19 protein-coding genes are annotated in these 21945 nt (G+C 45.8%); 7 read left to right on the forward strand and 12 right to left on the reverse strand.

The window, feature by feature from the left end:
- From L876_RS0114630 to rhlB, 3 genes are all read right to left on the reverse strand, one after another.
- Positions 1-269, reverse strand: a 269-nt coding sequence (locus tag L876_RS0114630; protein WP_028764489.1) for an IS3 family transposase, incomplete at its 3' end; no start/stop codon positions are given.
- A gap of 254 nt (positions 270-523) precedes the next feature.
- Positions 524-1471, reverse strand: a complete 948-nt coding sequence (locus L876_RS0114635; protein ID WP_028764490.1) for a Ppx/GppA phosphatase family protein — start codon at positions 1469-1471, stop codon at positions 524-526.
- The gene (rhlB, locus tag L876_RS0114640) at positions 1472-2779 is read right to left on the reverse strand and encodes an ATP-dependent RNA helicase RhlB (RefSeq protein ID WP_028764491.1); all 1308 of its coding nucleotides are present in this window, start codon (positions 2777-2779) and stop codon (positions 1472-1474) included. It lies immediately after the preceding gene.
- Between the two features lie 171 nt (positions 2780-2950).
- Here rhlB and trxA point away from each other — a divergent pair, with 171 nt between their 5' ends.
- On the forward strand, positions 2951-3277 hold the full coding sequence (gene trxA / locus L876_RS0114645) for a thioredoxin TrxA (RefSeq protein ID WP_028764492.1): 327 nt from the start codon (positions 2951-2953) through the stop codon (positions 3275-3277).
- 232 nt (positions 3278-3509) lie between these two features.
- Positions 3510-4775, forward strand: a complete 1266-nt coding sequence (rho, locus tag L876_RS0114650; protein WP_028764493.1) for a transcription termination factor Rho — start codon at positions 3510-3512, stop codon at positions 4773-4775.
- Between the two features lie 67 nt (positions 4776-4842).
- On the opposite strand, the gene L876_RS0114655 is transcribed toward rho, so the two are convergent.
- The 5 genes from L876_RS0114655 to L876_RS0114675 form a co-directional block, all read right to left on the reverse strand.
- Positions 4843-5754 (reverse strand): LysR family transcriptional regulator, encoded by a 912-nt coding sequence (locus L876_RS0114655; protein WP_028764494.1) that lies wholly within the window; start codon positions 5752-5754, stop codon positions 4843-4845.
- A gap of 104 nt (positions 5755-5858) precedes the next feature.
- Complete coding sequence (locus L876_RS0114660) at positions 5859-6590, reverse strand: fumarate reductase iron-sulfur subunit (RefSeq protein WP_028764495.1); 732 nt, start codon at positions 6588-6590, stop codon at positions 5859-5861.
- Positions 6587-8593 (reverse strand): fumarate reductase flavoprotein subunit, encoded by a 2007-nt coding sequence (locus L876_RS0114665; RefSeq protein ID WP_028764496.1) that lies wholly within the window; start codon positions 8591-8593, stop codon positions 6587-6589. The genes L876_RS0114660 and L876_RS0114665 overlap by 4 nt, the downstream gene beginning before the upstream one ends.
- Positions 8594-8655: 62 nt before the next feature.
- Positions 8656-9321, reverse strand: a complete 666-nt coding sequence (locus L876_RS0114670; protein ID WP_069671565.1) for a fumarate reductase cytochrome b subunit — start codon at positions 9319-9321, stop codon at positions 8656-8658.
- Between the two features lie 157 nt (positions 9322-9478).
- The gene (locus L876_RS0114675; protein ID WP_037428872.1) at positions 9479-10201 is read right to left on the reverse strand and encodes a fumarate reductase cytochrome b subunit; all 723 of its coding nucleotides are present in this window, start codon (positions 10199-10201) and stop codon (positions 9479-9481) included.
- Positions 10202-10546: 345 nt separating this feature from the next.
- Between L876_RS0114675 and prmA the strand changes: the two genes are divergently transcribed.
- From prmA to fis, 3 genes are all read left to right on the forward strand, one after another.
- Positions 10547-11428, forward strand: a complete 882-nt coding sequence (gene prmA / locus L876_RS0114680) for a 50S ribosomal protein L11 methyltransferase (RefSeq protein WP_028764499.1) — start codon at positions 10547-10549, stop codon at positions 11426-11428.
- A 151-nt stretch (positions 11429-11579) separates the two neighbouring features.
- Entirely contained in the window at positions 11580-12548 is a 969-nt protein-coding gene (gene dusB / locus L876_RS0114685; RefSeq protein WP_028764500.1) for a tRNA dihydrouridine synthase DusB, read from the forward strand.
- A gap of 17 nt (positions 12549-12565) precedes the next feature.
- Complete coding sequence (fis, locus tag L876_RS0114690) at positions 12566-12871, forward strand: DNA-binding transcriptional regulator Fis (protein ID WP_011864135.1); 306 nt, start codon at positions 12566-12568, stop codon at positions 12869-12871.
- 198 nt (positions 12872-13069) lie between these two features.
- On the opposite strand, the gene L876_RS0114695 is transcribed toward fis, so the two are convergent.
- Positions 13070-13366 (reverse strand): tyrosine-type recombinase/integrase, encoded by a 297-nt coding sequence (locus tag L876_RS0114695; RefSeq protein WP_081730722.1) that lies wholly within the window; start codon positions 13364-13366, stop codon positions 13070-13072.
- Positions 13367-13529: 163 nt separating this feature from the next.
- On the opposite strand from L876_RS0114695, the gene L876_RS0114700 reads away from it, so the two are divergent.
- Entirely contained in the window at positions 13530-14852 is a 1323-nt protein-coding gene (locus L876_RS0114700) for an ATP-binding protein (RefSeq protein WP_028764502.1), read from the forward strand.
- Between the two features lie 18 nt (positions 14853-14870).
- On the opposite strand, the gene L876_RS0114705 is transcribed toward L876_RS0114700, so the two are convergent.
- Complete coding sequence (locus tag L876_RS0114705; protein ID WP_028764503.1) at positions 14871-16187, reverse strand: type II toxin-antitoxin system HipA family toxin; 1317 nt, start codon at positions 16185-16187, stop codon at positions 14871-14873.
- Entirely contained in the window at positions 16187-16492 is a 306-nt protein-coding gene (locus tag L876_RS0114710; RefSeq protein WP_028764504.1) for a helix-turn-helix domain-containing protein, read from the reverse strand. Before L876_RS0114710 ends, L876_RS0114705 begins: the two co-directional genes overlap by 1 nt.
- Before the next feature lie 662 nt (positions 16493-17154).
- Between L876_RS0114710 and L876_RS0114715 the strand changes: the two genes are divergently transcribed.
- Positions 17155-18687 carry a leucyl aminopeptidase gene (locus L876_RS0114715; RefSeq protein WP_028764505.1) on the forward strand — a complete coding sequence of 511 codons (1533 nt, stop codon included), beginning with the start codon at positions 17155-17157 and terminating at the stop codon, positions 18685-18687.
- Between the two features lie 116 nt (positions 18688-18803).
- Here L876_RS0114715 and L876_RS0114720 read toward each other — a convergent pair whose 3' ends face one another.
- Positions 18804-21935, reverse strand: coding sequence for an efflux RND transporter permease subunit (locus L876_RS0114720; RefSeq protein ID WP_028764506.1), 3132 nt, complete (start codon positions 21933-21935; stop codon positions 18804-18806).
- Between the last annotated feature and the right edge of the window lie 10 nt (positions 21936-21945).

Consider the following 21945-nt stretch of genomic DNA (forward strand, 5'->3'; position numbering starts at 1 on the left):
GCCTTTTTTAATATTTCATTATGCTCCTGGAGGCGAGCCAGTTGCTTTTTCAGCTCTCGTATTTCAATCTGTTCGGGCGTTATAGGCGATGCTTTCGGTTGCTTACCTTGTCGTTCTTCTCTTAACTGTCGAACCCATTTTTCCATGGTCGACTTGCCCACATTCATTGCTTTCGCCGCTTCAACAATGGAGTAATTTTGGTCTAAAACTAATTGAGCAGATTCGAGTTTGAACTCAGCACTAAAAAGTCTTCTTGTACGTTTCGTCATAGTGTCACCTGTTAACTTATGAGGTGATGATATCACCTCATACTAGATGGCCAAATTAACTATGCCACTACATACATATTTTATACAATCTTCAATATACAATAAGCGAATGTTAACTAAATGAGTTTTTGACAGGCTTTAAAACAAGACGTAAGAAAAGAGCGAAGATAGGAACACTATCCACAGCGGCAGTTAATTGAGTAATTAACCCAGATAAGATTGATAGATCAGTAGATTAAAAGAGAGGATAGAGGTTAAACGCTAGCCGTTACACTGCTTACAATACGGTCTGCAAGCTGCTGTAATACACCTTCACGTAAGGCACCACCAGATAGATGCAGTGATTCGATGTTAAGCAGGTTAAAAAGAGCGAGCAGAATAGCGATGCCAGATGCAAAAGTCGGGGCGCGCTCAGGGTGCAAACCAATGATATCCCTCATGCTGATATCACTCTGAGCAAACACCTCTTGTTGCAATTGTTTAAGTACTGCAGGAGTAATGGTCTCAGACAAGCCTCGTGCGTTAAGCAATTCCACCACAGATTGAACCGTGCCAGATGCGCCAACTACGCCGTGCCAACCATACTTAATCAGTTCGCCACGATAGGTTCCTAATGCTAATTCAACTTGGCGTTGAGCAGCATCGAAATCCAATTGCTGAAAGGGAAAACTACTAAAGAATTGATGGTTAAAGGTCACACAGCCCATCGGCAAGCTGCTTTTAAGCAATAATTGCGTACCATCACCGATAATAAACTCGGTACTGGCGCCACCGATATCGATAACTAGACGTCGCCCTTCACCATGAGTAGTGGCAGCCATACCCTGATAGATAAGCTCAGCCTCACGCAGTCCAGTAATGATCTCAATCGGGTGACCGAGTATCGGCAACGCCGCTGCACAAAAGTCATCGGCATTCGTCACACTTCGAAGCGTTGCAGTAGCAATAACTGCGATATTGTCGCGACTGACTCCCTCTTTATCGAGCATATTGGCAAACATCTCGAGGCAATCGAGTCCGCGAGCAAACACGGTTTCATTCAACATACCATCAGCACAAATTCCCTCGGCCAAGCGCACTTTACGCTTATATTTGGCCACGACTTTAGGTTTGCCGGCGACGGTCTGCGCCACCAGCATATTAAAACTATTTGAACCTAAGGTAATGGCCGCATAACGCGGCAACGAGGGAGAGCTGATCATTTAGCTATGTCTACGTGTCCTATCATGACGTCTTGGACGAGCACCAGGACGACCACCTTGTGGCTTGCCACTTCCTGAACGACCACCTGGACGAGGCGTATGCTTACGATGAATGCGTACAGGTGTCGGAATATCTTCCAACAGTGCTTCGCTATCGTAATTGGTCACAGGAATCGAATGCTGAATGTAGCCTTCAATTGCAGGTAGGTTAAGCGCGTATTCTTCACAGGCAAAACTGATTGAAGCCCCTTTTTGACCAGCACGACCAGTACGACCAATGCGGTGTACATAGTCTTCACAATCATCAGGAAGATCATAGTTATAGACGTGTGATACATCAGAAATATGTAGGCCTCGAGCCGCCACATCAGTTGCCACCAAGATATCTAGTTGACCGCTGGTAAACTGCTCAAGAATACGAATACGTTTCTTTTGCGGCACATCACCAGTGAGCAAACCGACACGATGTCCGTCACCTTCAAGCCATGCCCAAAGGTTTTCACAGCTGTGCTTGGTATTTGAGAATACGATCGCTTTTTCAGGCCAATCCTCTTCAATCAAGGTCAGCAGCAAGCGCATCTTCTCTTCCTGTGAAGGATAGAAGATCTCTTCTGTAATATTTTTCGATGTCTTTTCGCTTGGTGCAATCTCGACTTTCTCAGGCTCATTCATATGATCATAAGCCAGCTCCTGTACCTTCATTGACAATGTCGCAGAAAACAGCATATTTAAACGTGACTTAGCATCAGGCATACGTCTAAACAGGAAGCGGATATCTTTGATAAAGCCCAAGTCGAACATACGATCAGCTTCATCAAGCACAACAGCCTGAATAGCACTAACATTGATAATGCCTTGACGCACATAATCGATAATGCGGCCCGTGGTACCAATCAAAATATCGACACCTTTGTCGAGTACTTTGCGCTGCACCTCATAGCTTTCGCCGCCATAGACAATACCAACTTTTAAGCCTGTGTGTTTGGCAAGTAAGTTGGCATCTTTGGCAATTTGAATAGCAAGTTCACGGGTCGGTGCCATCACGATAGCGCGTGGCTGATTGGTTTCACGACCTTCAGGAATTGGGGTAGTAAGTAAGTGGTTAAAGGTCGCAACTAAAAACGCTAAGGTTTTTCCTGTACCTGTTTGCGCTTGACCCGCAATATCTTTGTGCTGAAGTAAAATCGGTAATGATAATGCTTGAATTGGCGTGCAATATTCAAAGCCGCTTTCGATTAGTGCCTTTTGTATCTCTGGATGAAGAGAAAAGTCGGCAAACTTTTGATTTGATAAATGTGTTTCGCTCATAGCGCCAGCATACCAGTTAGGGTTGCAATAAGAAACTCAATCGTTTGAAATAGCGGCTAATAAAAAAAGACCTCTGAAAGCCGCTAAAATATCTTGAAAAGCAAATTTCAGTCCCAATATACAGGTTAAGCCATTAACAAACCAGCAATGGCACCCTAACTGGAGAACATCATGAGCGATAAAATTATTACCTTAACTGACGACAGCTTCGAAAACGACGTAATCAACTCAGAGATCCCTGTACTGGTTGATTTTTGGGCTGAATGGTGTGGTCCGTGTAAGATGATCGCCCCAATCCTAGACGACGTAGCTGATGAATACGCTGGTAAGGTTACTATCGCTAAACTAAATGTTGATCAAAACAACGCTTCACCAGCTAAGTACGGCGTACGTGGTATCCCTACGCTGCTTATGTTCAAAAATGGTGAGCTTGCTGACACTAAAGTCGGCGCGTTATCAAAAACTCAGCTTAAAGAGTTTATCGAAGCAAACAGCTAATGCTCCGATCCCTATGACATTTTGCTCATAGAAAGTGATTCTCGACACAGCTTCATCAAGTAATTGTGTCGGGAGTCGCTAAATTTCTAGACGCCTTGCCTCGTTAGTGCTACTTTAATAACCAGACTCATTCTAACTAACCCACTTCCTTGCTATCCGATCAATATTCTTTAAATCAGCACTACCATAGATCAAAGATGGCATTGTCACGTAAAAAACAAGACCCACCAAGATGAATTTATCAGAATTAAAAAACACGTCGATTTCAGATTTAGTACAACTCGCCCAAGACATGAAGCTCGAAAATATGGCCCGCGCTCGCAAGCAGGACATTATTTTCTCAATCCTTAAAGCCCACGCAAAAAGCGGCGAAGATATTTTCGGTGGTGGGGTTTTAGAGATTCTTCAAGATGGTTTTGGTTTCCTACGTAGCTCTGACGGTTCTTATCTAGCGGGTCCAGACGACATCTATGTATCTCCGAGCCAAATCCGTCGCTTTAATATGCGCACGGGTGACAGTATCTTCGGTAAGATTCGTCCTCCAAAAGAGGGAGAACGTTATTTCGCCCTACTTAAAGTAACCGAAGTTAACTTCGATAAGCCTGAAAACTCTCGTAATAAGATCCTATTTGAAAACCTTACCCCTCTGCATGCTGAAGAGCGTATGCGTATGGAGCGTGCTAATGGTTCAACAGAAGATATCACGTCGCGTATTCTTGATCTGTGTTCACCTATAGGTAAAGGTCAACGTGGCTTGATTGTTGCGCCGCCAAAAGCAGGTAAGACACTATTACTGCAAAACATGGCGCAAAGTATCACCTACAACAACCCTGAAGTGGTGTTGATGGTACTGCTAATTGACGAACGTCCTGAAGAAGTCACAGAAATGCAACGCATGGTAAAAGGTGAAGTTATTGCTTCGACCTTCGATGAACCAGCCAGCCGTCACGTACAAGTAGCGGAAATGGTTATTGAGAAAGCCAAGCGTTTGGTTGAACACAAGAAAGATGTTGTTATCTTACTGGATTCAATCACCCGTCTTGCTCGTGCGTACAATACGGTTATCCCATCATCAGGTAAGGTACTTACTGGTGGTGTTGATGCTAACGCACTACATCGTCCAAAGCGTTTCTTCGGTGCTGCACGTAACATTGAACATGGCGGTAGCTTAACCATTATTGCGACAGCATTGGTTGATACTGGCTCCAAAATGGATGAAGTTATTTACGAAGAATTTAAAGGTACTGGTAACCAAGAGTTACACCTTTCTCGTAAAGCTGCTGAAAAACGTGTTTTCCCAGCGATTGACTTTAATCGCTCTGGTACTCGTCGTGAAGAGAAATTGACCACACCTGATGAGCTACAGAAGATGTGGATCCTACGTAAAATCCTTAATCCAATGGATGAAGTGAGCGGTATGGAATTCCTTATCGATAAGCTGGCAATGACCAAGACCAATGATGAGTTCTTTACTGCAATGAAACGCGCTAAGAGCTAATCAAAAAGATTCACGAAAATGCCGCTAACTCAATTGAGTTCAGCGGCATTTTTTATAGCGCAGCCATTCACTGTTTATTGAAAAAGTGATTCATTCTTTGCTGACACAGTTCACGCAAATGATCCCGCAGCAGTAACACCAGTGGCGTGACATGCTGCCGACCAGGGCAGACAAGATAGAGATCCGCACTTTCACCAGTATACTGCTCGAGCAATGGTACCAGCCGACTGCTCGCAAGATCATCGGCTAAATCTAACGATGATTTATATACCATCCCCTTGCCTGCAATCGCCCACTTGCGCGCGACTTCAGCATCATTACATGTTCGATTTCCCGATACCCGTACCTTGTGCGCCAGTCCATCTTGATAGAAACACCACTGATCATGTCTCCGATCATCTAACATAAAAAACAAACAGTTATGTTTTTCTAGATCGGTAAGTGTTGCGACCTTGCCATAGCGGTTTATATAGTCAGGCGAGGCGCACAACACACGCTGGGCAGCACAAATTTTAAAGGCGACTAAATTAGAATCTTTAGGATTGCCTGAACGCAGCGCCACATCAATTTTGTCATGATAAAAGTCGGTCAAGCTATCGGCTAGATGAAGCCTTAGCTGCAACTGCGGATGTTCATCCATCAATAGATCTAACCAAGGCAAAATAAAGTTGCGCCCGGCATCAGAAGGTAACGCGATACTTAATGTACCTGAAATTTTATCTTTAATACTGGCAAGCGCCTGCTCTCCTAAACGAAGATCTTCTAGGGCCGAGCGGCAGTAACTAAGGTAACGCTCCCCCGCTTCAGTTAAGCGTAAACTGCGAGTACTACGAATAAACAACACGGTATCGAGCGCTTTCTCCAAACGTTTCAGGCCTGCACTCGCTACCGCCGTCGATATCTCCAACTCCTGCGCTGCTGCGGTCAAACTGCCACAATCGGCAACACGAACAAACAAGATTAAGTCAGCTAATTGCATCAATAAAGCGCTCGAGTGGTAACGGTTTGTTCATGCTAAATTTTATCGACCTAAAAAGAAAGCCTGCATTTAGCAGGCTTTTTACTGGACAGTAAAGAAGAGGACTAAACCAAAGCGGTCGCCATTTTACGTCTCAAATAAGCGATTTGCTGCATATGCGGTAGATCTTTGGGGCAGTTATCCTGACAACCAAGCAAGGTCATACACCCAAATACCCCATCTTGATTGCCAATCACATGATAGAAGTCTTCAACACTGCGGGTATCACGGCTATCTAGCTCAAACCGAGCGATCTTCATCATGCCCACCGCACCAACAAACGTATCACGCATCTGTTTGGTGGCGCAGGCCGAGACGCACACACCGCACTCAACACAACGTTCCAGCTCATACAGCTTTGCCGCTTCTTCTGGTGCCATAGGGGCTTCAATGCGATGAATATCGACTTCATCAGCTTTTGGATGCAACCATAACTTCAAACGCTCAGCGAGCTCCCGCATAAACTTACCCGTATTGACTGACAGATCACCAATCAACTCAAAACCAGGCAGTGGCATTAAGGTGATCTCAGCTTTAGGATATTTACTGGTTAAGGTACGACACGCGAGGGTGGGAAACCCATTAATCACCATGGCACAACTGCCACAGATCCCTGCTCGGCAAACAAAATCGAACTGCAGTGAAGGATCTTGTTTCTCTCTCAGCATATTCAATGCAATAAACACTGTCATCCCAGGCGCTTCTTCAATCTGGTATTTAACCATTTTAGGCTTATCACCCGGTTCCTGCGGATCATAGCGGAAAATATTGAAGGTTAAGGTTCTGCCTTGGCTCATTTCGTTTCATCTCCAAGCTGCGCGCGATTGCTCAGCGATTTTTCATGTAGGCGCTCATTTTTCTCTTGTAGAGAAGGGGGGACTTCAAAGGGCATTGACGCATGTTGTCGTGCATGCCTGTCTGCCTCATCAGGCAACTTACTCAATATATCGATGATCTGCTGCTCACGTTTTTCCGTGTCTGGGTGCGCAATGGCATTATTAATCCCATAACCACGATACCCCGGAGGCAACTCCATCGTCATCACATCAAGCTGTTCGTAATCAAGCGCTGGCAGCGTGGCATCATGACTCGGCCAGCTCGATAATGTGCGGTTAAGCCAGTCTTTGTCATTTCGCTGTGGGAAATCTTCTCGGGCATGTGCACCGCGACTTTCTGTGCGAGCCTCGGCACCACACGCAACCGTAAGCGCTACTTTAAGCATCCGCTTAACTCTCAGCGCCTCCACCAGCTCAGGGTTTGCATGGCGCTTCTTACAAGTTAAACCGATATTTCGAGAACGAAGCAGCAGTGCTTGCAGCGCTTCAACGGCCTTATTAAGCTCTAGGCCGTTACGGAAAATCCCAACGTAATCCATCATAATTCGTTGCATCTCAAGCTTAATATCAAATGCAGATTCGCTGCCCTGGCCTTCAACCAGATCATCAATTTCACTGCGTACTTGAGTAACAAATTTATCCACCAGCGCCGTATCGATCTCTAAGGCATTTTGCTCACAGAAGTCGGCAACATATTTACCAATGATCATACCGCCCACAACGGTTTCAGCCAGTGAGTTGCCCCCTAAGCGATTAAAACCATGCATGTCCCAACACGCCGCTTCACCAACGCTAAATAAGCCTTTCAAATGTGGGCTCTGACCTGTTGCGTCGGTGCGAATACCGCCCATTGAGTAGTGCTGCGTCGGTCTAACCGGAATCCAGTCTTTGGCCGGATCGATACCTAAAAAGTTTTCGCAAATCTCTTTTACTTCACGTAAATTAGTCTCAACATGCTTACGACCAAGTAAAGTGATATCTAGCCATAGGTGTGGGCCGTAAGGGCTATCTACCCCTTTGCCTTTACGCATATGCTCAGTCATACGGCGGGATACCACATCGCGCGAAGCCAGCTCCTTTTTCTCTGGCTCATAATCTGGCATAAAACGATGGCCATCTTTGTCACGTAATAACCCACCGTCACCACGACAACCTTCAGTGGTCAAAATCCCCACAGGAACAATTGCTGTAGGGTGAAACTGCACCGCTTCCATATTACCCAGTTTGGCAACACCGGTTTCCAGTGCCAGCGCCTGACCAATACCTTCACAGATAATCGCATTGGTTGAAACCTCATAGATGCGCCCATAACCACCTGTCGCAATGGTGGTCGACTTGGCGATATAAGCCCTGAGCTCTCCAGTAATAAGGCAGCGTGCCACCACACCATGACAACGCGAACCATCATGGATTAATGACAAGGCTTCAATACGCTCATGGACAGGGATGTCTAATGAAATCGCTTTATTGTCAACGGCGTAAAGCAATGAGTGACCAGTGCCATCTGCCGTATAACAAGTGCGCCACTTCTTGGTTCCACCAAAATCACGGGCATTAATGAGTCCGTGAGCCGCTTCAGCTTCTTCAATGGTTACCTTTTCGGCATTGACCACGACCTCACGTGGGCCTTTGGTTACCCGTGTCCAAGGCACGCCCCAGTTGGCCAGCTCTCGCACCGCTTTAGGTGCACAATGAGCAAACATCCGAGCGACCTCTTGGTCACAGCCCCAATCCGATCCTTTGACAGTATCTTGGAAATGGACATCTTCATCATCGCCCATGCCTTTTACTGTATTGCCAAGACTTGCCTGCATCCCGCCTTGGGCCGCAGCCGAGTGTGATCGCTTTGCGGGGATCAGTGACAGAACGACCGTGTCGAGTCCTCGCTCTTTCGAGGCAATGGCGACTCTTAGCCCTGCCAGCCCTGCGCCAACAACGAGAGAATCGGTATATATCAGTTTCACGCTTGCTCCTTAAATAGGGCGGTAGAGTTGTGAGGTATAAGGTTTACGTTATCAGTTATCGATCATGCATAAGGGAGAAAAGCTAATAGCGATGCTATGCCAATCACCACAAACACAACGCTAACTATGGTTTTAATTTTTTTAATTCTGTCGCGGCTATTGAGTGCACGCTCTGAGCCCCATTTAATTGCCACTCGGTAGATACCTATAGCGGCATGCAGCTCCACACATAAAAGTAGTGGTAGATAAACCATCCACACACCTTGGTTCCAAATGCGATCGGCGCTGCCAGCAGGGCCAATGGTTTCTGGTGCACTGCCGATTAACCAAAGGTGAACGGGTAACAGCAACAAAATGCCTACACCCGTAATCGCTTGCCAGACCCATAACTTAGTATCGCCGTGGTTAATCACACTCATCTGCTGCCTTAAGGCACGCTGCTGCTGCAAGCTTAATGGCAATTTATGCATCGCAACCAGTACATGTATGGATGCTAGCAGGCCAACACCGATAGCGATAAGTGAAACCACCCACGGATAGCCATGGCCATCTTCACTCAGAAAACTCAGCTCCATGGTTTTAGCGACAAAAGTCATGGCATCTTCACCCAATAAGATGGATGAGACCAACACCAGATGGGTCCACAGAAACACGGCTAAAATAACACCCGATAGACTCTGGCTCATGTCGAGCCATCCGCTTAAATTCTTTTTATTGTTTAGCGACATATACACTCCCACGCAGTACGAGAAATAAGTGATGTTTCCATCGAAAACAAAAACACTTACACCTAATGTCGCTCACAAACCCAAGCAAAACCGTGAGATAGATCAAAACACTATCGAATACTTCATAAAACACTAATTTATGACACAGTGCTCACGATCAAGGTACAAATGGTGTGATAGGTAAGCTCAGCTCTCGACCAATCAAAATGTAGGAGATAAGACTCAGTAATCCGATACTAATCAGATAGACAATCAAGACTTTGGCAACCTTACGCAGCCCAGCTCTATTAGCCGTCAATCCCCACTTAACCGCCACACGGTAAAGACCAATCATGGCGTGGATCACTACCGCTGGCAGCAATAAGGCATACAGTAACCAGGCGTTGGCATGATAAACACGTTCAGCCGACAGATGCGGTCCAATCTCGGGATTAGTGATCATGGTAAAGATATGCACAGGCGCTAAGAAAAATAGAATAAAGCCAGTAACCAACTGCCAAAACCACGCATGGCTATCTTTATGGTTAATGCCACTCATGTGCCGTCTTAGTGCCCGCCACTGACCAAGCTGCGCAGGGAATCGACGCAGCGCCACCAGCGCATGTAGCATCACCACGATTAAGATAAAAATAGAGAAAAGTTTAGTCACCATCGGAAAACCGTGGCCAGTACTGCTAAACATACCGCCTTCTAGAAACTGCACCACATGATAAAAGGCTTTCTTACCCAGCAAAATGCTCGATTCAAAATGCAGATGCGCCAGTAAGAAGCAGCCAAGCAAGATACCGGTAATACTCTGTACCTTGTCTGCTTTTGCGGACCAAGGGCTTCCAAGTGAAGCATAATGGGTATGGTGAGATTGCAAGCTTTTAACGTTCATGATCTTAATACGCCTAGTGTCGGGATCTACACCATACCAGTAAGGTTATCACTTAAAATACTCAAACAAACAAAGCGTGACTAAGCTCACCAAGGCCGATGCAATCATTTGACGGCGATCACAAACAATTGCCAAAATACAAACATAGGTAAAACCATTTAACCAATAAATTTCAATAATTTAAACAGCCATTTCAAACAATACAATCTTTACAGATTTATGGTATTAACCGTTTGAAACTTCATATTTTCTGCTGTGATGACAAATTACCATTACAGAACACTCGGCCTTTAACCACTGCATGGTTTACAATAACGCCATTATTGACTCAAGAGAGAAGATCCCATGGCTTGGATCCAGTTAAAAATTGATACCGACAACCAACATGCCGACCTATTAAGCGACATGCTCATGGCTTTTGGTGCACTGTCGATCACCTATGAAGATGGCAAAGACACCCCAATCTATGAGCCAAACTTGGGCGAAACTCCACTTTGGAGTCATACCGTTTTGACCGCGTTATTTGAAGCCGATTACGATCTCAATCCAATCGTAGAGATGTTGAAACTTCAACCTTACCTTGGCGAGACATTCAGCCACAAAATTGAGCAGGTCGAAGATAAAGATTGGGAACGCGAGTGGATGGACAACTTCCATCCAATACAATTTGGCCGTCGCTTATGGATCTGCCCAAGCTGGCGTGAAGTCCCTGACCCACAAGCCGTCAATGTGATGCTCGACCCAGGTCTTGCCTTTGGTACCGGTACACACCCGACTACGGCATTATGTCTTGAATGGCTCGACAGCTTAGACTTAGCGGATAAAGAGGTTATCGATTTCGGTTGCGGTTCAGGTATTCTCGCTGTCGCAGCACTGAAACTAGGCGCCTCTAAAGTCACAGGTATCGATATCGACTACCAAGCGATTGATGCTTCTAAAGCCAATGCAGAGCGCAATGATGTTGCCGATAAGCTAGCTCTCTTCTTGCCAGAAGATCAGCCACAAGACCTCAAAGCCGAAGTCCTCGTCGCCAATATTTTAGCTGGTCCTTTACGAGAATTAGCCCCACTGATCGCCGAAAAAGTACAACCAGGCGGTTTGCTCGCGCTATCAGGCCTACTTAAAGAGCAAGCCGAGGAGATCTGTGAGCATTATACACAGTGGTTCGTCATGGATGAACCTGCTCACAAAGAGGATTGGAGCCGCTTGACAGGCACCCGTAAATAGCGGTAAAAGCCAGCGGCTGTAAGGCCGCTGTTTACTTCTCACCAAGCAAAAGTCAAGTAAAAAAGTTGCTCTCAGGTCATTTATTGACCTTTTCACAGGCTTGAAAAAGGCGTACTATAGCGCCCCTTTGAAGCGCAAGGTGTAATGATAAATGCAGATTGGACCCTATCAACTGAAGAATCAGCTGATCGTGGCTCCTATGGCAGGAGTCACCGACCAACCCTTTCGAAATCTCTGCCTACGCTATGGCGCAGCCTTAGCCGTATCGGAGATGCTTTCGTCTAATCCTGAGGTTTGGGATACAGATAAAAGCCGCCAGCGCATGGCACATGCTGGTGAAGATGGGATTCGCTCAGTACAAATTGCAGGTGCCGATCCAGATATGATGGCCTACGCCGCTGTTGTCAACGTGCAACAAGGGGCTCAAATCATCGATATCAATATGGGATGTCCTGCAAAAAAAGTGAATAAGAAGCTAGCGGGATCTGCGCTACTTCAGTATCCAGAGCAAGTAAAAGCAATTTTACAAGCTGTCGTTGCTGCAGTAGATGTGCCTGTGACCCTGAAAATTCGCACTGGTTGGGCGCCAGAACATCGTAATGGTGTTGAAATAGCTCAAATAGCAGAAGATTGTGGCATCGCCTCATTAGCCGTTCACGGCCGCACGAGACAATGCATGTATAAAGGCAACGCCGAATACGACACTATCCGCGCTATTAAACAGAAAGTCTCTATTCCTGTTGTAGCAAACGGAGATATCTGCACCCCTGAGAAAGCACAATATGTGCTCGACCAAACGGGCGCCGATGCTCTAATGATAGGAAGAGGTGCTCAAGGAAGGCCTTGGATATTCAGAGAGATCCAACATTACTTGGAAACAGGTAATAAGCTAGCGCCCATTGAAGTGGACGAAAAGCGTCAAGTGATGCTGGAACACCTCAAAGACTTATATGCATTGTATGGCGAGTACAAAGGTTTACGTATCGCCAGAAAGCATGTTGGATGGTATCTGGACCAAGAAGCACAGAGACCATTTAGAGCCGACTTCAATCGGCTGGAAACTGTTGAAGACCAATGTTCCATGTTGGAACGTTATTTTGATGAATTAGTAAAGAATTAATAAAGAGCAGAATACGAATGTTTGATCAGACAACTCAACCAGAAGCTCACCAGCTTACCGTAGGCAAAATCGAAACCGCTAACGGGACTATCAAGCCTCAGTTACTACGTGACGCAGTTAAGCGCGCAGTAACTAACTTTTTCGCTCAAATGGACGGCCAAGAAGCTGAAGAAGTTTACGAAATGGTGTTATGTGAAGTTGAAGCACCTCTACTAGATATCATCATGCAGCACACTCGTGGCAACCAGACTCGCGCTGCCAACATGCTAGGTATCAACCGTGGTACTCTACGCAAAAAATTGAAAAAGTACGGCATGAACTAAGAAGCAATTCTTAACATGTTGTATTGAAACGGGCTTTCCAGCAATGGAAAGCCCGTTTTGCTATGCGTGCTACACACGGAAAAATATGAAGAACTGACATCCCTCTAACCAATGTAAAACTAAAAGTAGCGGCTAACTAACTGAAAGGGTTAAACGATGACTATCATTCCACTCAAGTTGCTCATATGCTAAAACAAACTACCAAGCCTTCTCGCTCTCTACTACAATCTCTCCCTGTATCTCATCAAGCCACTTATCAAGCGCTACCTTTTTCTCATTAATATAGTGGCTGCGGTTGTAGATCCCTGCAACACCTGAGACAGAGTGACCTAATAGGTGCTCTACAACATGAGGTGGAATACCTAAGTCATTAAGTCGAGTCGCGAGGGTTCTCCTTAAATCGTGCAAGGTCCACTTCTTCTCGTGTTGTAGCTTTTCCCAGATCTTGCCGCCGTAAACGCTAACCGACTCAGGGCTCTTTAACTGCCCAAGCAGATAAGCTCTCCACGCAACCTATCTTTACGCTTCATAAAACCGTACTTATTCTCGCTAAAAAAATCACTGAAACACACTTTTATGCGCATAAAAGTGTAAAAACTTGCACTTTAATGCGCATTAAAGTGTAATAAGGATACGCTTTAATGTTGGAATAATGGTCATGCAAAGGTTACTACTCGATAAACTACTACAGTGGAAAGGCAAGAGTGAGCGTAAACCCTTATTGATTGATGGTGCTCGCCAAACAGGTAAAACTTATCTGCTGCAAACTCTGCTAGGCGAAACATTTGAACAGGTTTTACGCATTGATTTTCTTGAGTCGCCAGAGATGGCTGAAGCTTTTGCTGAATCACTTAACCCTAGCGACGTTATTTCAAATATTGAGTTACTAACTGGTGAGATTTTCAACCCAGAAACCCACTTGCTAATTTTAGATGAAATCGGCGAATGCCCTCGCGCCGTTACAGCGCTAAAATACTTTGCTGAAAAAGCACCGCATATGTTCGTTGCGGCTAGTGGCTCAAATATCGGCTTACTTAATACTTTCCCAGTGGGTAAAGTCGAGCAACATAACCTGCGACCACTGACCTTTCATGAGTTCTTAATCGCCTCTAATGAAGCACCACTGATTAAAGCGTTTGAAGCACAATCGCGTGCATCGGCCGCCCACACTAAACTTTTCGACAAACTCACCGACTACTATTTCACAGGTGGTATGCCTGAGGCCGTTAGCACTTGGTTTGCGATGGCTGACAAGAGTATTTTGAAACGTGTTGAAGCGGTGACAGATATCCAAGCCGATTTGATTTCGGGCTACCAAAGAGACTTTGGCAAGTACTCAGGCAAAGTTGATACAGGACTCATTGAGGCGGTATTTAACAGTGTGCCTTCTCAGTTATCTGCAGTAATAGACGAATCAGTAAAACGCTTTAAGTTTAAAGGCGTCCATGAACGGAAATCTCGTTATGGTGAATTAGAAAGTGCCATTACTTGGTTAGATAAATGTCGATTAGTATTGAAAAACTACCCTATAGAGGGCGCACCTAAAAGTCCGTTAGCTGCCTATAAAAAAGACAACATGGTCAAACTGTTTATGTTTGATGTTGGCTTGCTTAACCATATGCTAGGCGTGAGCTACAAAGAGATTAAGCAGCAGGGCTATGAGTACAAGGGCTATGTGGCTGAAAACTTTGTGCAGCAGGAGTTTGCAGCCCAAGGTATCGACCCAACATATTCATGGGGTGATGCCAGAGCTGAAATAGAGTTTATTATCGCTGATGATGAAGGCCGCATTGTCCCTATTGAGGTAAAAAGCGGTAAACGCACTAGAGCGAGGTCACTGGAGTCCTATATTGGCAAATGTCAGCCGCATAAAACGATTAAGCTAACAGGGACTCAGGGCTCACCAGCCACTGAGCAAGTTAACCTAGTCATCCCTCTTTATTTTGCAGAGTTTGCTGTTAATAAACACCTAAAGAGTTAAAGGAGATCTCTAAACATATCACTCAAAATCCTTCAATCGCTGCGACCGATCCTTTAAGCCATCAAGAATCGACTCCCTAATATGTGATGGAAAGTCTTCTGGTAGCTGAGCTTTAACCCTGTCAATGACCTCATCGACTCTAGCTTCTATTTCTATCAAGATGGCAGCCATGACATCAGTATCAAAACCAACAGCCTTTGCAGTTTGAATAAAATGCCTCGGAAAAATCTGTGCTATCGAATACTTCTTACCTTTACTGGCCTTAAGCCCCATAGCAAGCTTAGCATCTCGAATATTGAGCCCCTTACCACCTATCACTGGGTACATGGATATGATGTCGTAAAAGGGCGTTAACCGATAACCACCACCAGCATCAATAAATAACGAAAAGTTTTTAGCGTGACCATCTGTCGCGGCTAGCAACCAAAATAAGACCTGAGACTTCATAAAATCAAGCCTATCCTGATCTGCATTGGTAGAGCCCACTAGATAAGGCATGATCTGTTCAATACCGGGACCACCATGGCTTTCATATTTTTTAGCGAGCGGAACATTTAATGTCTGGCAAAAATCCTCTTGCGGTAAGCGCATAATCCATTGGCCATCACTTGATAACTTACGGTCAAACCTGTCTACTGCAAGTGCCTTTATATCGCCCACTTTGATTATTGAGCAATGTGGTACTGCTAAGCCAAACTCCCTGACTATCATCATGCAAAGGTATTCGTTTTCAACGCTATCAGACATATCAATCCGATATGAATGGCTCTGTATATCACCAATAGGCAATTTAATAATATGCGTTGTGGGTGTTGCTTTTATAGGGAGTTTCCACTGGCCATCCAGATTAAGTAAGGCTGTCTTTTCCTGCGCGCCCGCAATGGAGATCCGAAAATCATCTTCATCATTTAACATGCCCAATGGAATGTCTGACTGGTAACCTTTTAGTACCTTTTCCAATGCCTCATCAGATAAAGGTTTGGCTTCAATCTTTTTAACTTCAAAAGGCGCTTGCCCATGCGGTACTAGCTGCAATGCACCAACACTGTCTTGTCCAACTTTACTCAGTAGATCGAATGCTTGTGTCGATTGAGCATTGTGACGAGCAACAATCCGGTTTCTCACTTCAATATTGTCAGGTAATAGGTTATCAAAGAAGTTATACACTTCATCGCCTTTGTACACTTGCTTTCGAAGTGGCATAGATAAGGAGATTGGACGACTACCTTGTGTATCTAACCACTGCGGTGCGTACTCAAACAAGTGGGAACCTGTTGTCGACTTGGTGAGCTCCCCCACCAGATAGCCATTCATATAAATATCGAGTACAGCCATTACCACTCCTCCTTCCACTCTTGGTTTTGAGCAGTGGCTTGAGCTTGATGATCATCAAGAGGCTTATCTTTCACACTAGAATGGGCCAGCTCGGGATTTCTAACCTTGATATCTAACTCAAGATTAAGTGCAGATAAGATCTTAAACAGCGTTTCTAATTTCGTAGAGTCAGGGTTTTGCTCAAAGCTTGAGACTGTATCCTGACGAATACCAACCTTATTGCCCACTTTGCTTTGCGACAGCTTCATGTTCAATCGCGCATCTTTTAAATACGCACTAAGCTGTTTTGAGTTTGTCACCTTCATGATTGGCCCACCTATCCACTCGATCCCTCCCTAACTTTACACGCCATAACAGGTAAATCAAGCTTTACACGCTAAAACAGGTAAAACAGGTAAAACAGGTAAAACCAACTTTACCTGCTAGAGCCGTTAAAACTAATTTACGCGCTACAGCAGGTAAAAACAAAAAAGTGACAAGACAAATTACAAAGCCTTCTCACTCTCCACAACAGCCTCACCCTGTATCTCATCGAGCCACTTATCAAGCGCTATCTTTTTCTCATTGATATAGTGACTACGGTTGTAGCTCCCTGCCACACCCGAGACTGAGTGGCCTAATAGGTGCTCTACAACATGAGGTGGAATACCTAAGTCGTTAAGCCGAGTCGCAAGGGTTCGCTCAGCTTTTTTACTGTTAGCTTTAGGGACTGTCTATAGCCCTTTATCGAAAAACCATTCATTCCAAGAAGGCCAACGAACCTCCTAGTTTACGCCAGCTGCGATTTGGCCCGCTTCAGTTTCGGCTAACTTTCATTTTGTACACTTATGTGACACACGGTCGCGACATATAGCTCACGTGTTACTGATTGAACAAATTAAGACACTATATCCCTAACGCTATAGGTAGACAGCGTTCACTCACAATACAAACTAAAAATAAAATCCAGCGTCATCTAGAGACAATTATGCCAACTAAAACAATACTTTTACCCTCAATATTAAGCCTTAGCCTACTGAATGTTTTTGCTGCCAATGCTGAAACCTTTAAGTTTGTCGACCAGCAACCTGAAACCGTCGACACCTTAGTCGTTTTCCAAACGGGCGAAACCACTTCGCCACAATTAACACACCTTGATGAACTCTCTAAACAGCAGATAACTCAGGCCTTAGCACTGCAAGGTTTTACGGGTGAAGCCAAACAACTCGTTGAAGTGCTCATGCCACACGGTATTAACGCTAAGCGTTTACTTGTCGTCGGCGTGGGGAATGAACCACAACTTCAGCCAGGTGATATCAACAAGCTCGGAGCAGCTATCACCGCTCACTTTCAAAAAACAGATAATGAAAATATTCATCTACTCACAACAGACATAAGCAATGGGGTGAGTAATGCCAGCTTTGCCGCTGAACTCGCCCATGGTATTAATCTGCGTGCTTATCAATTCGACAAGTACCTCACTAAGAAAAAGCCTGCAGAAAAACACTACACAATCAGCGTAGCGAACCCCAGTGCCGCAACAGATAGATATCAGCAACTCGCCGCCATTGAGAAAGGGGTATTTTTAGCTCGAGACCTCACCTCGGAGGTCCCCAGTGCCATGACGCCTGTCGATTTTGCCGACGCGGCCAAAGCACTCAAAAAACTAGGGGTAAAGATCACCATCTTAGCGCCCAAGCAGATTGAAAAATTAGGAATGGGGGCGCTGCATGCCGTTGGCCGTGGATCACATGAGGGAGCACGTTTAGTCATCGCCCACTGGCAAGGCAACAGTGATGCACCTATCGCCTTAGTCGGTAAAGGCATCACATTCGATTCTGGCGGCTACAACATCAAGGCGACAGGCGACTCTATATCACGGATGAAATCTGACATGGCGGGTGCCGCAGCGGTACTGGGCACCATAAAAGCTATGGCTCTGCAGCAAGCTGATGTCAATGTCGTCGGCGTTATGGCGATGGCTGCCAACATGGTGTCAGATACCGCCTTTGCACCAGGAGATGTACTGATGACGGCTGAGGGGCTCAGTGTCGAAGTACTCAATACCGACGCTGAAGGTCGACTCGTCCTTGCGGACGGTATGTGGTACGCGCGGACACACTACCAACCTAAGGTGATGGTGGATATTGCCACCTTAACGGGCTCAAAAGTACGCGCATTGGGCAAACGTTATACCGCAGTATTTAGTGACGATGACACCCTAGTCGATGAGCTAACCTTCTCTGGTCGCGCCGTCGATGAACAGCTATGGCGCTTACCTTTAGCCTACGAAGACCTATTAAAAAGTCCGATTGCCGACCTTAAAAATGCGGGATATGGTGGGCCAGGCGCAACCACTGCGGCAGTGTTCTTAAAGCAATTTAGTGGCGATACAAAATGGGCACATCTCGATATTGCTGGCAGCGCGCTCGCTGCCAAAGATGAAGGTGTCACGCCCATAGGTGGCACTGGGCATGGGGTACGTCTATTAAGTCACTGGATCATGAATCAATCTCAGTAAGCTTTAGCTCATAGCGTCAGTAGTTACTAACACTCACAAAAAGCCCTGCATTGCAGGGCTTTTGTTAATCAAGCTATTTTGGCCTACACAGTTTCGCTCACCCTTGCTGGGTTCGCTTACCTATGACGACTTTGCTTATGCTCACTACGCTGGTGCCCCATACGATAAAGAATGGGGAGCACAAATAGCGTCAGTATCGTCGATGAGATAATCCCGCCAATCACTACCGTTGCTATGGGACGCTGCACCTCAGCGCCAGTACCTATATTCAGCGCCATCGGCACAAAGCCAAGGCCAGCCACCAGCGCCGTCATCAGCACTGGCCTTAGCCTAATTAGCGCGCCATCAATAATCGCAGGTATTAGCTCGCCTTTTTCTTGATACAATTGGCGAATAAAGCTTAGCAACACTAAGCCATTAAGCACCGCCACACCTGAGAGCGCAATAAAGCCGACACCTGCTGAAATCGACAATGGCATATCCCGTAGCCACAGTGAAATGACCCCGCCAGTTAAAGCCAGTGGAATACCAGTAAAGATAATTAAAGCGTCTTTGACAGAACTAAAGGCCATGACTAGCAAACCTAGAATAAGCGCCAGTGTTAATGGCACCACAATCGATAAGCGCTGACTTGCCGATTCTAATTGCTCAAAGGTACCACCGTATTCAAGCCAGTAACCCGCAGGCATATCCACCTGTACAGCAATTTGCTGTTTAGCCTCACTAACAAACGTACCTAAATCACGACCACGCACGTTAGCACTAACCAGAATTCGGCGCTTACCGTTTTCACGGCCGATCTGATTTGGCGATGGCGCTATATCGAGCGTTGCCACTTCCGATAGCGGCACATACTCGCCTGATGGCAGCATTATTGGCAGTTCGTGCAAGTGCTCTACATCTTGGCGGATCGCTTCAGGTAAACGCACGACCATTTTAAAGCGGCGATCGCCCTCAAAGATAGTACCTGCTTGCTCGCCCCCGATTGCGGTAGCAACAAAATCTTGCAACTGATCCACTGTTAACCCAAAGCGAGCCAATGCCATACGATCAGGTTGGATCGTGAGCATTGGTAAACCAGTGACTTGCTCGACTTGCAGATCGGCAACACCATCGATCTTTTCTAGCACTTCATGGATCGCGTTAGCTGAAGCTAATAGCTGTTCGAGATCATCACCCACAACCTTAATCCCCAGATCAGCGCGCACACCTGAGATCAATTCGTTAAAGCGCATCTCAATTGGCTGTGTCAGCTCAAAATTATTACCCGGTTGCCCAGAAACAGCAGCTACAATGTCAGCCGCTAAAGCGTCGTGACTCATCTTAGGATTAGGCCATTCATTACGCGGTTTTAGCATAATAAAGGTGTCAGCAATATTTGGCGGCATAGGATCGTTAGCCACTTCTGGCGTACCGATCTTAGAGAACACATTTAGCACCTGTGGGAAATGTTTAATGCGATCTTCTAACTGCATCTGCATATCTACCGATTGCTCAAGACCTGTTCCCGGAATACGGATCGCCTGCAGCAAGATATCTTCTTCATTGAGCTGTGGAATAAACTCAGATCCTAGCGTCGTTGCCAACCAGATAGAGAACCCCACTAACGCCATAGCCGCACCGAGTACCAACCAACGCAGTTTCATCGCTGCAATGAGTAACGGCTTATAAACTGATTTAGTGGCGGTAATAACACGACTCTCTTTTTCAGTCACTTTGCCTGTCATAAACAGCGCTACAGCAGCTGGTACTAGCGTTAACGAAATAACTAGGGCTGCAAGCAGTGCCATCACTACGGTTGCTGCCATAGGGTGGAACATCTTGCCTTCAACGCCCGTTAAGCTAAATAGCGGAATGTAAACTACGGTAATGATCAGCACACCAAATAGGCTTGGGCGGATCACTTCATTAGTCGCTTCAAACACCAGTTGCAGACGCTGCTTACGAGGAAGCACCTGCCCACCATTTTGCACCTGTGCCTGACCTAACCTACGAATAGCGTTTTCAACAATAATTACCGCACCATCTACGATCAGACCAAAATCGAGTGCACCGAGGCTCATCAGGTTAGCCGAAACACCTGCTTGCACCATACCTGTCATAGTGGCGAGCATCGCTAACGGAATAACTGCTGCGGTGATAAGTGCGGCTCGTGCGTTACCCAATAGAATAAACAACACCACAATAACTAGTAGTGCACCTTCAACTAGGTTTTTCTGTACTGTATATACTGCTTTATCAACCAAAGTGGTGCGATCGTACACCGCTTCTACTTTTATGCCATCAGGCAATGACGCTTTAATATCTTCAAGCTTAGCGGCAACCGCCAGCGACACCTGACGTGAGTTTTCGCCCACCAGCATCATGGCGCTACCCAGTACAGTTTCTTTACCGTCACGGGTTGCCGCGCCGGTGCGCAGTGCTTTACCTATGCCTACGTTGGCTACATCACTTATAAAGACAGGCGCACTATCAATATGCTTAATAACCACTTGCTCAATGTCGCTAATGGTCTTGAGCTGCGCAGCCGAGCGAACCGTTAGCTGTTGCCCTTCTCGTTCAATAAAGCCTGCACCACGATTATTGTTACTGGTTTGCAAAGCCAACTTTATATCGACCAAAGACACACCGTATTGCAGCATGCTCGTTGGTAATGGCGTGATATGGTATTCCTTATCATAGCCACCAATCGTATTGATCTCGGTAACACCCAGGACTTGAGCTAACTGCGGCTTAATGATCCAATCTTGGATCTCTCTAAGCGCCGTTGCATCAAACTCGCTGCCATCGGCTTGTTTGGCATCCGGTAGCGCTTCAATGGTGTACATGTAGATCTCACCTAGACCAGTAGAGATCGGTCCCATCTCCGGCTCGATATCACTGGGTAACTTGCCCTTGATCGCGTTTAAACGCTCATTGATCAAGTTGCGGGCAAAGTACAGATCTGTGCCCTCATCAAACACCACTGTTACTTGCGATAACCCATAACGCGATAGTGATCGAGTATAAGAAAGCTTAGGGATCCCCATTAACGCATTTTCGATCGGGTAAGTAATTCGCTGTTCGGTTTCTAGCGGTGAATATCCCTCAGCGCGAGTACTAATTTGTACCTGCACGTTAGTAATATCTGGAACTGCATCAATTGGCAGTTTTTGATAGCTCCATAGCCCTACTGCTACTAGCAGCATGGCAAGGAACATCATCATCCAGCGTCTATTTATCGAGAGACGCAATATAGATTCAATCATTGTCGTCTCC

The organism is Shewanella colwelliana ATCC 39565, assembly GCF_000518705.1.
GTDB lineage: Bacteria > Pseudomonadota > Gammaproteobacteria > Enterobacterales > Shewanellaceae > Shewanella > Shewanella colwelliana.